The 12508-nt window shown below is 62.7% G+C and carries 14 protein-coding genes and 1 pseudogene; 5 read left to right on the top strand and 10 right to left on the bottom strand.

All coding sequences use genetic code 11. The features are described from left to right. Positions 1–94: 94 nt before the first annotated feature. The 5 genes and pseudogenes from OKW41_RS28205 to OKW41_RS28185 form a co-directional block, all read right to left on the bottom strand. The gene (locus OKW41_RS28205) at positions 95–973 is read right to left on the bottom strand and encodes a hypothetical protein (RefSeq protein WP_429454415.1); all 879 of its coding nucleotides are present in this window, start codon (positions 971–973) and stop codon (positions 95–97) included. Positions 974–1156: 183 nt separating this feature from the next. Then, on the bottom strand, positions 1157–1552 hold the full coding sequence (locus OKW41_RS28200) for a tautomerase family protein (protein WP_429449152.1): 396 nt from the start codon (positions 1550–1552) through the stop codon (positions 1157–1159). 339 nt (positions 1553–1891) lie between these two features. After that, complete coding sequence (locus OKW41_RS28195) at positions 1892–2320, bottom strand: YciI family protein (protein WP_429454413.1); 429 nt, start codon at positions 2318–2320, stop codon at positions 1892–1894. 126 nt (positions 2321–2446) lie between these two features. Further along, a pseudogene (gene pstS / locus OKW41_RS28190) lies at positions 2447–3064 on the bottom strand (phosphate ABC transporter substrate-binding protein PstS); the annotation flags it as partial. A 291-nt stretch (positions 3065–3355) separates the two neighbouring features. Beyond that, entirely contained in the window at positions 3356–4264 is a 909-nt protein-coding gene (locus OKW41_RS28185) for a LysR family transcriptional regulator (protein WP_429574653.1), read from the bottom strand. Positions 4265–4402: 138 nt separating this feature from the next. On the opposite strand from OKW41_RS28185, the gene OKW41_RS28180 reads away from it, so the two are divergent. Both OKW41_RS28180 and OKW41_RS28175 read left to right on the top strand, forming a co-directional pair. After that, positions 4403–5167: an SDR family oxidoreductase gene (locus OKW41_RS28180; protein ID WP_429574652.1), complete on the top strand. Its 765-nt coding sequence runs from the start codon at positions 4403–4405 to the stop codon at positions 5165–5167. 292 nt (positions 5168–5459) lie between these two features. After that, positions 5460–5762: a DUF4148 domain-containing protein gene (locus OKW41_RS28175; protein ID WP_429449149.1), complete on the top strand. Its 303-nt coding sequence runs from the start codon at positions 5460–5462 to the stop codon at positions 5760–5762. Positions 5763–5994: 232 nt separating this feature from the next. On the opposite strand, the gene OKW41_RS28170 is transcribed toward OKW41_RS28175, so the two are convergent. The 3 genes from OKW41_RS28170 to OKW41_RS28160 all read right to left on the bottom strand — a co-directional run bounded on the left by OKW41_RS28170 (position 5995) and on the right by OKW41_RS28160 (position 7065). Then, entirely contained in the window at positions 5995–6183 is a 189-nt protein-coding gene (locus tag OKW41_RS28170; RefSeq protein ID WP_018418322.1) for a hypothetical protein, read from the bottom strand. Between the two features lie 208 nt (positions 6184–6391). Continuing rightward, positions 6392–6694: a hypothetical protein gene (locus tag OKW41_RS28165; RefSeq protein ID WP_429574651.1), complete on the bottom strand. Its 303-nt coding sequence runs from the start codon at positions 6692–6694 to the stop codon at positions 6392–6394. Beyond that, positions 6691–7065 carry a phage holin family protein gene (locus tag OKW41_RS28160; protein WP_429574650.1) on the bottom strand — a complete coding sequence of 125 codons (375 nt, stop codon included), beginning with the start codon at positions 7063–7065 and terminating at the stop codon, positions 6691–6693. Before OKW41_RS28160 ends, OKW41_RS28165 begins: the two co-directional genes overlap by 4 nt. Positions 7066–7289: 224 nt before the next feature. Here OKW41_RS28160 and OKW41_RS28155 point away from each other — a divergent pair, with 224 nt between their 5' ends. Next, positions 7290–7691 (top strand): DUF6566 family protein, encoded by a 402-nt coding sequence (locus OKW41_RS28155; protein ID WP_429449145.1) that lies wholly within the window; start codon positions 7290–7292, stop codon positions 7689–7691. 169 nt (positions 7692–7860) lie between these two features. Here the strand turns inward: OKW41_RS28155 and OKW41_RS28150 are convergent, their stop codons facing one another. Together OKW41_RS28150 and OKW41_RS28145 are read right to left on the bottom strand one after the other, a co-directional pair. Next, entirely contained in the window at positions 7861–8097 is a 237-nt protein-coding gene (locus OKW41_RS28150; RefSeq protein WP_429449143.1) for a hypothetical protein, read from the bottom strand. A gap of 109 nt (positions 8098–8206) precedes the next feature. Then, positions 8207–9625 (bottom strand): 3-deoxy-D-arabino-heptulosonate 7-phosphate synthase, encoded by a 1419-nt coding sequence (locus tag OKW41_RS28145; protein WP_429574649.1) that lies wholly within the window; start codon positions 9623–9625, stop codon positions 8207–8209. A 371-nt stretch (positions 9626–9996) separates the two neighbouring features. Between OKW41_RS28145 and OKW41_RS28140 the strand changes: the two genes are divergently transcribed. Further along, the gene (locus OKW41_RS28140) at positions 9997–11247 is read left to right on the top strand and encodes an MFS transporter (protein WP_429574648.1); all 1251 of its coding nucleotides are present in this window, start codon (positions 9997–9999) and stop codon (positions 11245–11247) included. 333 nt (positions 11248–11580) lie between these two features. Beyond that, positions 11581–12444, top strand: coding sequence for a TetR/AcrR family transcriptional regulator (locus OKW41_RS28135; RefSeq protein WP_429574647.1), 864 nt, complete (start codon positions 11581–11583; stop codon positions 12442–12444). Positions 12445–12508 lie beyond the last annotated feature (64 nt).

Raw genomic sequence — 12508 nt, 5'->3', positions numbered from 1 at the left:
CGACGATCGACGCACCATCGGATCGACATCCCCCCGAAAAAACCTTCAACGCGATATTGCGTTGCATTGATCAGATCCCCGTCCGCTGCGCGGATCACTGGGCGATCTGCTGACGTTGATACTCGTCGTGCTTCATTTGCATATAGTCGGCGCGGCTGACCTCGTGCAATTGCCGCGGATACTGCTCGGTCGCATCGAACCAGTCAGCGAGGCGTTTGTCGAGGCGGGCGTTGGGCGGGCTGGAAAGCGCGCCAAGATAGGCATCGATGGCGAGGTAGTAGCGCATCGTATTGCGTTCGACCAGGCCGCGCACGCCGCCGATGTATTGCGGCTCGCTCGTCGACGAATCGGGAGCAGCGGAAAAGCCCACCTTGTCGCTGCCGATCGTCGCCAGGTAGGTTTTCATGGCAATCCGTCCCGCAGTGCCATATCCGTACGCGTAGGTCAGGTGAATAAAGGTGCGGTTATCGCCCACCGGTATTGCTTCCAGCACGATACGGTAGTCTTTCGTGCTCAGCGGACCCGTGGCGGCAGTGAGCTCGACGCGAAAATAATCAGGGGTGCTCGCTACCGCACGAAAGTTGAATTGCACGCGGTACGACGACGAAAGCGATTCCTCGGTTTTCTTGCCGATGTTCACGGTGAGGATCGTACCGCTGTCGCTGGTCGACGCGTGGCAGTATTTGGTGTTCAGATGCAGGATCAGCACGTCGCACCAGTTGGCCGGGCCCTGAGTCGGGTCGTTGAGCGCGCCGCTGACCACCGCGAAAGGATAGTTGAGCACCCCGTAAATATCGCCCTTGAGCGCCGACGGCAACTCCTGCGATTCGAGGTACAGCGGTCGCTGAAACTGGTTGTGCGCGAGTTGCTGCGTCAGACTTTGATATTTCGCGTGCAGGCGAGCCGCGCCGTCGTCCGCTTGCGCGACGACGCTCTGGCATAAGAAACAGAACACCGTCGTGATCAAGACCATCCACCACGGTCGCGTCCGCAGATTACCCGCCGGGGATGTGGCAAGCCCGCTCATGGTCCTCCTCCTACTTTGGCTCAGGTCGTGGCGCAACGGAGGCGGATCCGATCCTGGCGCCCTCGTGGTTCCCGCATATCGGCGACGTCACACGGCCATGCGCAAAAACAGGCCGCGGAACCCGGACCCTCATCGCTCGCCCGCATCCCATTCCGGGCTGTAACCTCCGAGTGCCGGGTGATACATCTCATCGCCGGAGTGCTGAGTGAACTCAACGTTGAGTCGGTCCTCGCGCAAGCCAAGAATTTCGACGCAGAGCGCGCAAAGCGCTTTGGCCACCTCCATGCGCGACTCGGGCGGGCGCCCCCTTCTGATATCGAGCATCATCAACGCGACGGGCACCGGTTCTCCGCTTTCCTCCGCAATGCGCCAGACGCTACCGGGACCGAGTTCGCGTATGGCTACGCTGATTCGCCTGACGTCCACCGACATCATCCGGGCATAGGTCTCACTCATTTTCGCCGCGAGCAGTCTTTTGCTCTCGACAGAGTAGTGATCGTTTACATCAAGCTGTAGATAAGGCATTGCGTCGATCTCCGGGGGAAAGCGTTTCGCACGCGCCAACTATATGCCGAAAAGCAGTTGCATACGGTCGTGAACCCGCCCAATGCCAACGGCGGGATCTTCAAGCCGAACCGGATGTGGGCGATTGCTTCCCGAGCGCCCTGAACGCCGAAAAGATCGAGCAGATACCTTCGTACCGACCGGCTTCGAACGCTTGGCCGGGCGACAGCCACTGACGACGGCAATAATCGACCCGTGGCATCGGGCTTCCGGACAATGTATCGGAAGCCCGCGTCAAGTCTCAGACAGTCGGAGTTGGATTGCCTGCGCATACCCCGCAGACTGATGCGGTGAAAATCGTCAACGCATCTGCCCGTCAATTTGCCTGCGCAGACGATTTTCCTCGTCTTGAAGCTCGGGCGTAAAAGCTTCGCCAAAGTCCGCAGGCTCAAAGAAAGGGCGAATCTCGATCTCTGAATCGCTGATCATCGGATTCGGGCAGCGCTTTACCCATTCAATCGCTTCGTCCATCGATTGAACCTGCCAGAGCCAGTACCCGGCGATCAATTCCTTGGTTTCCGCAAACGGGCCGTCAATGACGGTGCGGTCCTTCCCTGAGAACCTCACGCGAGCGCCGGCCGAACTCGGCTTCAACCCGTCGCCGCCCTGCATGATGCCGGCCTTGACCAGTTGCTCGTTGTACTGCCCCATCGCCGTGAGGAGTTCCGTACTCGGCATTTGCCCGGCTTCCGATTCGGGGGTTGCCTTGATCATGACCATAACGCGCATTTGGGTTTTCCCTTTGAAGACGAAAGTGTCTGGAGGCAACGACGCCTCCAGTGACTACGACGAATGATCATAGGGGAAATCGACACGCGCAAGACACGATTGCGCGATTTTTCAGAACGTTTCTTAGCCGATTGCGCCGGGCAGATAGCCGACGTACGTGGCAATGCCCTCGCTGCCTTTGCCGCCGATGCCGAGCGGCCATCGCACGCTAGTGCCTTCGCCTACCCTGCGCTTCCATTCCGGACTGACCTGCGCGAGGTAGTGAGTCCAGATCAGCGTCGTGCCCGAGCCATCCTGGCGACGCACCACGGCAATCGGGTAGTTAGGCATCTCGATCTTTGGGTTCAACCGCACGATTGCCGGGTCGTCCCAGAACTGAATCTTGCCGAGAGAAATGTCGGCGACGACCGGCCCCGTCAACATCACCTCGCCGGCCTTGAGCCCCGGAAGGTTCACGACGGGTACCACGCCGCCGATTACGGTTGGAAATTGCCGCAAGCCGATGCGGGTCAGTTGATCGTCGGTCAGTGGCGCGTCCGAGCCCGCAAAGTCGACTTCCCGGGCGATGACCTGCTTGAGCCCATCGGACGAACCCGTGCCCTGATAGATCACCCTGCCGCCACCCGACTTCTGGTAGTCGGCGGCCCATCGGGTGTAGAGAGGAGCGGCGAACGTGCTGCCGGCTCCCTTAATGTCGGCGGCGTAGGCCGCGGCTGCGCATGAACAGCAGATCAGACCAGCCATGATGGCGTCGGATGTTCTCACGAATGTCTCCCGTCGGTTCTTGTTCCGGGACATCGCTGATCCAGACCTGCCACTGCGTGAACTCGTTGGAGGGCGACCGTGCCGGCGATTCAATGTGCAGTTTTCATCGGTGTGCCAGGTCTCCTGCATGACGCGCCATACGGCACATTAAAGAACGGTGACAGGCCGAATTCCAGTTGAATCGTGCTATCGAACGCGCCATGCCCGGCGGCCTCTTCCATAATTGCAGGCATCCGGTTTCCGGATTGCCGACACACATCAGACCTCCCTTCACGTCTCGTCCCACGGTGGCACGCCCGAGAACGCGTTGACCAGGAAATCGATTGCCGCACGAACTTTTGCGCTCACGTGGCGACGGCTCGGATACAGCGCAAGCACGTCGATATCCGGCAAACGGTATTCAGGCAATACCTGGACGAGCCCGCCTGCGCGTAGATCCTCGCCGATCAGAAACGTCGGCTGCCAGATCACGCCGTGCCCCGCGAGCGCCGCCGCGCGCGCGGAGTCGCCGTTATTGGTGTGCATGGGGCAGTTGACCTCGACAGCATGCGTTTTGCCGTCTTTGTCCATCAGTTGCCACTCGTCGGCCGTGGCGGCATACGTATAGCCGATACATCGATGTCCGAGCAGGTCCGACGGCGTTTCAGGATGTCCCCAACGCTTCAGGTAGTCGGGAGATGCACACAGGATGTTTGTCGACGTCGCGAGTTTGCGGGCCGCGTGATCGACCGTGCCGGCGCGCGAGATGCGGATGGCGAGATCGAAGCCCTCCTCGACGATATCGACGACGCGATCTATCAGCGTGACGTCGAGTTCGACGTCGGGATATTGCTGCATGAACCGTGGCCACAGCGGCGCGAGATGCAGGATGCCGAAGCTGACAGGTGCATTGATACGCAGCCGTCCACGCGGTTCGATCGACGTTGTCGACACGAGCCCTTCCGTTTCCGCAACGTCTTCGAGGATTGCCTTGCATCGCGAATAAAGCGTTTCACCGGCCTCGGTAAGAGACAATCTGCGTGAGGTGCGATTCAGAAGCCGCGCACCGAGATGCGCCTCCAGTTCATTCACGTAGCGGGTCACGTTCGCGGGCGAGGTTTCGAGCGCATCGGCCGCGCGCGCAAAGCTGCCCCGGTCGACTACGGTGACGAAGATCTCAAACGCGCGCAGCCGGTCCATATGGCACTCCGGTCATTCATAAAAGCTGAATGATACCGTCATATTTTTGGTCTTTTTGTCTCAAGAACGGAATCTTATAGTACGTATCAACGAGCCGACGCATTGGGCATCGGCCGATGATCAGACCGGAGATTCAACATGCAACGCTTGACAGGAAAAGTCGCTATCGTCACTGGCGCCAGCGCGGGCATTGGTCGCGCCGCCGCCAGGCTGTTCGCCGCGGAAGGCGCGAAAGTTGTCGTGGCCGCACGCCGCGAAGCTGAACTCGAGGCGCTGGTGAGCGAGATCGCTCGCGACGGCGGCACGGCTGTCTCGCTGGCAGGGGACGTCCAATCCGAAGCATTCGCGAAAGCGCTGGTCGAACTCGCCGTCAGCCGCTTCGGCCGCCTCGACATCGCCTACAACAACGCGGGGACGCTCGGTGAAATGGGACCGTCCACAGGCGTATCGGAAGCGGGCTGGTCAGCGACGCTGGCCACTAACCTGACGAGCGCGTTTGTCGGCGCCAAGCATCAGATTCCTGAAATGATCAAGCAAGGCGGTGGGTCGATCATCTTCACGTCGACGTTCGTCGGCTACTCGTTCGCCTTCCCGGGGACCGCCGCCTATGCCGCGAGCAAAGCCGGGCTGATCGGACTGACGCAAGCGCTCGCGGCTGAATACGGCCCGCAAGGCGTGCGCGTCAACGCGATCCTCCCGGGCGCGGTGGACACGGAGATGTATCGCGGTATGAACGATACGGCCGAATCGCAGACGTTCGTGACCGGGCTGCACGCGCTCAAGCGGGTCGCAAAGCCGGAAGAGATTGCCCGCTCGGCGCTCTATCTTGCTTCCGACGATTCGTCCTTCGTGACGGGTACCGCTTCATTGGTGGACGGTGGGGCTTCGATTACGCGCACCTGAGCTTTCTTGACGACGGCACCCGCGGGAATGCGGATGTTCGACGACGACCCGCGAACGGCTGCTTGACCCACGCTTCGATGATGTCGGCTCGTGTCCGGAGGTACGGTTTCGGATGCGCGGCCGACATCGGAGCGTTCGGGCGCGAGCGTCGACCAGCGTCGGCTGATGGACGAACCCCCTACCATGAAAAATAAACGACCACTGTACGGTTCCTCACCTAATCTTTGATCATCTGAACCGCGAAAAGCGAAACGCGAGTCAGCCGGAGTAACCAACAAGGAGTTGGGCCATCATGAAGACGTTAGTCCACACAGCTTGCGCGGTCGCGGTCATGGCTGTGCCAGTTGCATCGCTGGCGCAGTCGGACGGGGCGCTGACGCACGCGCAAGTGCAGGCAGAAATCGCTCAGCTCGAGCAAGCCGGCTTCAATCCGGCCAATGCGAATACCGTCGACTTTCCTACCAACATGCCGACCACCAACGCCACTGCCGCAGGCCAGAGCAGCGGCTACGGCCCTGCGACCAGCGGTACGCAGCAGATGGGTCATCCGGCCAGCACGAGTGGGATGAAGCCGGTGTTCTTTGGCGGATCGTAAGCCTGCCCGTCTGACCAACTCGACGATGCAGAGCATGCCGTCCCCGCCGGGGACGGCATGGAGTGTCGTGCTATGCGCGCTTGGAGAGTGGTTTCGGCCGCCGCCTGAATGCCCGAAGCCGTCATGACGACGATTTCGGACGCACCCGACTCGAGCGCCATGTCGCATGGCGCCCTGTTGTATTGCCAGCCTTGTTTCGCTGAGCGCCTGGGCGCGAACAGCTAACACCTCGTCAGCGTTTGTTAACGTCGATGGTCAGGATTTCGTATCCGGGGTCGGCGTGCTCGTTCGCGACTTTATTCGCTTCCTCGTACGAGCGAAAGGACGTGGCTTCCTTAATCTCCGGTGCCATGCCGATATCGCCGTCCTCTGCGGTGCAGAGGAACTTTTCGCCGGTCTTTACGACGTAGACGGTCGTCATATCTCCCTCCATGGCTTGCAGGGGAACTTCCAGTCTAGCAGGCTGGTAGGGTTGCACACGGTTCGCTGAATCGATGGGCTGGAAAAGGAAGCGAGGAAAAGTCGTGTTGCTGCGCATCGCGGCAACACGTGACGATAGCGACCGTCGTGCGTTCAAGAACCAGGCGATTCTGCTTTGCCTGGTCCGATCGCTGCTTTCGCTTAGGGCGTCACTGCGCGATCGACCGCCGCACATTGCGGGCGATCCACGCCGCAAGACCGGAACGGCCCGCGATCGACAGCGTGCGGCGCGGCCCCAGCACGATGCCGCCGATCACCAGCGCGAGAAGCAGCGCAGCATGCGGCGCCTCGGCGAGCGACGCGAGCACATTGCCGGCGGAGGAGCGCGAGGCTGCCCGCACCGCCGGCAACGCGGCAGTCTGGTTCGCCGCGACCAATGCGGCTCGCGATGCCTCCATGCGTTCCAGAATGGTGACCCGGGCAAGCTCATTTGCGTGATGTGGCTGGCTCATTTGAGCGACTCCCTGAGAGCGTCGAGATCGGAGTGAATCTCGGCCTTGAGCACGTGAAGCGATTGCGCCGGTTTCTGCGCCCGCAAGACGAGCAAGGACACGATGCACACGAGCAGCCACGCGGCGGCCACGCCCCAGACCACCGGAAGGAAGTAAGGCGTCTGCCACGCGGTGGCGATGATCGCGATGCAAATGAAGGACAGCGTGAACAGGCCCGCGACTGCCAACGCCATGAGTGCGCTCAACTCGCGCACCAGACGCTTTCGCGTCTCCTCGACTTCCAGCGCGAGCAGTTCGCTATAGTCGGTTACACGTTCGACGCAGAATCGCCCGACGTTGCGCCACCTCGTGACCTTCGCATGGATCGACATTCCGTCCTCCTTACGATTCATTTGCGCCGGCCGCCATCAGCAAGGACTTCGCCTCTCGGCCGACAGAGCGAAGCGACGCCAGCGTTGAACGCAGCGCAAGAGCCGGGCCCGCGCTGAGCGATCGCACGCCGCGTGCCCGTTTCTGGACGGATGCCTCCACGCGTTCGCCCTGTCGGCACAGCGCTTGCTCGAATCAGGCAGATCATTCGCTCGCCGAGGACGGCATGACCCCGCTCCCCCCAACCGATCACACGGACCGCACCGCCGGCGCAAGCATCGGCGAGACCGGCTCCGATATGGCTAGCGCGGACGGACGCGCGATGCCGGCCGCGCGCGCCGAGCGCGGCTCCCACCACGCGATGCATGACGCGCACCGCGGCGCGCTGATCACGGTGACCGCGCATCGGAACTCGCGAGGCGCCTGGATCGCCGACGTGTCGATTTCCCGCGAGGGCCAGCCGCTGGAGATACCCGCCAATCTGGCCAACGTGGAGCCCGTGACGCCGGAATGGCTCACCGAGGCGGAAGCGTTGCGCGCCGGCATCGAACAGGGCCGCTATCTGATCGACCGGACACTGGGCGGCGGCTCCGGACCTCTGTCGGCGTCGCGGGGGCCGGTGCGTTGACGCGGGCGTCGCAACACGCGCACGCGTCGCAATACGCGCATGTCGCAATACGCGCATGTCGCAAATGTCGTGATTGCGGGTTCGACCGATTGCCCGGGTCGAGATTGTCTTTCTGATCGCCGAGGCGTTAGAACCGTGCCGGCGCCGGCGACCCGGCGCAAACGCGTTACTAGTCGCTATCGAGCCCGCCCGGCGGCGGCCCGATCGTCATGCCCGCGCCCGACCCTGTGCGGGTTCCGGGGGCATCGGTTGCTGTCTCGGGCGGAACGTCCGCGACGCAGCGGCTCGCGTCGCCGTCGCGCAGACATTGCACGAAACGGTCCGCCTCCTGTGACGAGCGAAATCCGTAGATCTTGCTGGCAACCTGCACCTGTGTGTCCGACAGTCGCTTCGACGGCGTTTCCATCACCACTCCTTTTTGCTCGAAGATCTATCTCTACGAGCAACGCGCGCGCCACCTCCAATGCAATCGCGCCGCGACTGCGGCACAGCGCTTGCGTTGGCCATAGGCAGACCTAGCAGGCCTGGCGCGCCGCGCTCAACCGTCTTGCGTCGGCGATGCCGACGGCGGCCCGCAAGTCGTCCGGATGAACCATCAATTCGCGGACCTCGCGCAGCGTCGCGTACTGGTCGAGCGCCGTCCGCCATCTCGGCGATTCGAGCAACTGATGCCACACCGGTTCCAGCACCGCGCAATCGGCATCGCGGCCATCCGCCAGTGCGGCCGCGAAATCGAGGCTGGCGTGCGCCGACAGCAGCTGCATCCGGCTCGCAGGGCCCAGCACGCGCGGCGCCGCTTCGACGGGTGCGTCGCAGCAATAGAGCACGGTCCTGCGAAGACCGGCCCCGTCGCTCGTCATCGCGGCGAGCGACGCGCCGCTCAAACCCACCGTCCCCTGCTGCGTCCGAAACGGGTAGACGGTGTGCGGGTCCGCATGCGCAAGCAGCGTCAGTCCACGCACGAGCCGCGGCAGATCGGTGGTGGCCGCATCGACCGATGCCTTCGCTTCGACAAGCAGGCAGACGTCCCACGCCGCCGCGTCGGCCGGGGGCTGTGCCTGGCGCAGCAGCACCACGTCCCATTCGGTTTTCGCGCGCTCGTGGCTCGCGGGTATCGCGGCCGGTACGCGCATCGAGTTCACGACACGGTACGAGGCGAGCGCACCCTGCGCGTCATTGAGGCGCCGCGCGAGCGCGTCGAGCGCATCCGCGGCCGATGCCTCGACCGCGGCGCCGCGCTGCTTCGAACTCAAGCCTCGTGCCACGGCAGTCGAGCTTCCCGGGCGCGGCCCCTGGCGATCCCACAGCGTCTGGTACTGACGCACGCGCTCGTCGGAGGCGAGCGCGTAAAGACGGCGCAAGCGTTGCAAAGCAGCACTCTCCAGCAATTGCGCGAGGCCGCGTTGCAGCGCCGCGTCGTGCGCGATTTGCGGCGTATCGATGCAAGCTTGCACGGCTTCGGCCAGCTCGGGCCACGCTTCGGCGAACGCCAGCGCGTGCAGACGCGCCAGCGCGTCGCGTTGCAGGCCGGGTAGCAGCCGCTGCTGTTTGGCCGGATGTGCGATCGCATTGACGGCCGCGTAGATCAGCCGGCGATCGACGCTGGCGTGCGCGGCCAGCGACGCGTACTCGCGCACCACCGTGCTGCGATGCCGTAGCAGCGTCGCCTGAAACACTGGGTCGCCGGCGTCCTCGCGCATCGCCTCCCGAATCATGCGCGCGAGCGCCTCGACGAAGAAGCGCTGGTTCGCCGCATCCGGCGCTTCGCCACGCGCGCTCGCCTCGCGAGCCTGCTCGATCGCGAGCGCGAGCACGGTGGCGGGTCTCGCTTGCTGCGTCGGCGCGCAGACGGCCGCAAGCGCCGGCAGGCGATAGCGACGCGCGACAGCGTCGAGCATCTCGTCGAGCAACGAAGGCGATGGCGTCAAGGACATAGCGATATGTCGATCAGTTGGCGAAATAACTGTACATGAAGGTTCGATGCGGCGCGCGGACCGGCACGGGCCGCCCCGTCAAAACGCCATTGCCATAAACTTCATAAAAAATGGGCGCTGGGAAATCCCGATAAACATTACAAAATACAAACATGAATCGAACCGGCAATTACATTTTTCCGACATTAAACATGCTTTACGAATTCAGCACGAAAATTGCTCTCCGGATTAACACGGAGAAAACCGGCTTCAACCATGCAGACGCTTAATGCTCGGCGTACACTCGCCGGGAAGCGCTTGCCATAAGGCGCAAGGGCTACGGTGCCGTCCGCGATCAAACGCGGTTTTGTGGAGACTCAGGAGAACAATCAATGAGCTGGACTCGGGAACAGAGAAACGTCACGATCGCCGCCTATCTGGGCTGGACGCTCGACGCATTCGATTTCTTTCTGATGGTCTTCGTATTGAAAGATATCGCGCAGGAATTCAATACGGACATTCCGTCGGTCGCGGTCGCGATCATGCTGACCTTGATGATGCGCCCGCTCGGCGCATTGATTTTCGGCTGGCTCGCCGACAAATACGGCCGCCGTCCGACGCTGATGCTCAACATCGCGTGCTTCTCGCTGCTCGAACTGCTGTCCGGTCTGTCACCCAACCTGATGACGCTACTCGTGCTGCGCGCGCTGTTCGGTATCGCAATGGGCGGCGAATGGGGTGTCGGCGGCGCGCTGACCATGGAAACCGTGCCGCCGAAGTCGCGCGGCATCGTCTCGGGTCTGCTGCAGGCCGGTTATCCGAGCGGCTACCTGCTCGCGTCGATCGTGTTCGGCGTGTTCTATCAATACATCGGCTGGCGCGGCATGTTCTTCGTCGGCGTGCTGCCCGCGCTGCTGGTGCTGTACATTCGCGCGCACGTGCCGGAGTCGCCCGCGTTCAAGACGCTCGAAAAGAAGGTACGGCCCGGCCTCGTCGCGACGCTCAAGAAGAATGTCGGCCTGTCGATCTACGCGATCATCCTGATGACCGCGTTCAACTTCTTCTCGCACGGCTCGCAGGATCTGTATCCGACCTTCCTGCGCGTACAGCACAAGTTCGACGCGCACACGGTGTCGTGGATCACGATCACACTGAACATCGGCGCGATCTGCGGGGGTCTGTTCTTCGGCTGGGCGTCGGAGAAGATCGGCCGCAAGCGCGCGATTTTCATCTCCGCGCTGATCGCGTTGCCGGTGCTGCCGCTGTGGGCGTTCTCGACCACGCCGATGCTGCTCGCGCTCGGCGCGTTCCTGATGCAGATCTCGGTGCAAGGCGCCTGGGGCGTGATCCCGGTGCACCTGAACGAAATTTCGCCCGATGAAATCCGCGCGACCTTCCCCGGTCTCGTGTATCAGTTGGGCAATCTGATCGCGTCGGTCAACGGTCCGCTGCAAGCGAAAATCGCCGAAATGCACAACAACGACTACGCGCTCGTGATGGCGGTCGTGATCGGCATCGTCGCGCTCGTGATCTGCGCGCTGATTCCGTTCAGCCGCGAGCGCCGCGGCATCGACATGACACAGTCCGCGCGTGCAGTCGTCGGCGCGGAATCGACGGGCGGCGCGGTCGGAGGACGAGCTTAAGAGCTTGAGGCTTTCGAACTGGACGGCTAGCCAATACGCGTCAACGCGTGGGAGCCGGGTCAACCCGGCCGTCGAGCGCAAGGCCAGATTACATCGCAACACAATACAAGGCCGTTCCGATTCGTTCGGAACGGCCTTTTTGTTTTCCGCGCGGCATGACGCGCCGCGCTTCGCCAGCATGGCTCCCCAACAGGTCTTCTAGAGGAGTTCGTCGAGCCCGTCCCTTGATCGCACCGACCCTTCTTTCTTATCCTAAAAAAAACGGTCGTTTCAAATATCGATTTGAATCGCGTGCTTGCGAGCCGGCAGCCCCGGCAACTGGGAGACGGCAACATGACAGTTCGCACACCCGGCCGGCATGCCGGCGATACGAAGTCACGCATTCTCGACGCCGCGGAGACGCTGTTCATCGAATGCGGCTATGAGGCGATGTCGCTGCGCCAGATCACTTCGCGCGCCGAAGTCAATCTCGCGGCGGTCAACTATCACTTCGGCAGCAAGGAATCGCTGATTCACTCGATGCTGTCGCGCCGGCTCGATCAGCTGAACCGGGAGCGCCTGAAGCTGCTCGACCGTTTCGACGTCATGCTCGGCGCGCGCCTGACCTGCGAGCACGTGCTCGGCGCGATGTTCATTCCGGCGCTGCGTCTGTCGCGCGATCCGCGGGTCGGCGGCAAAGCGTTTCTGCGCCTGCTCGGGCGCGCCTACACCGATCCCTCGTCGTTCATCCGCGACTTTCTGAACGCGCATTACGAAGCGGTGGCGATGCGCTTCTTCGACGCGTTCCAGCGCGCGCTGCCGCATCTGCCGCGCGAGGAGCTCGGCTGGCGGTTGCATTTCGCGATCGGCGCGCTGTCGGGGGTGCTCGCCGGCACCGATACCGACAGCCTGATTGCCGAGTTCTCGCAAGGCAAGTCGATGAACGATCTGCAGCTCATCGGGCGCCTTGCGTCGCTGATGGTCTCCGCGCTGAAGGCGCCGCTGCCGGACGGCACGCAACTGGCCGCGTTCGCCGCCGTGCTCGGCGATGCGACCGACGGCGGCGTGGACGGCACGTTCGCCAGTGCGCAAGAACACACTAGCGGCGAGGAGGCCGCGTGTGCAGTGACACGCGACACGTTCGACAGCAAAAGCCGCGGCGGCACTATCGAAGCGGCGCCGGCAAGCTATCAGCATGGGCTGCACGGCACCGCCTGACGACTTCTCACGGCGTCATCGCGTCATCACTCGACGTAACCACCACACGTCGTACATGGAACCC

Source organism: Paraburkholderia sp. UCT70, from assembly GCF_050434085.1.
GTDB lineage: Bacteria > Pseudomonadota > Gammaproteobacteria > Burkholderiales > Burkholderiaceae > Paraburkholderia > Paraburkholderia tuberum.
This window is presented reverse-complemented; position numbering and strand designations above follow the sequence as displayed.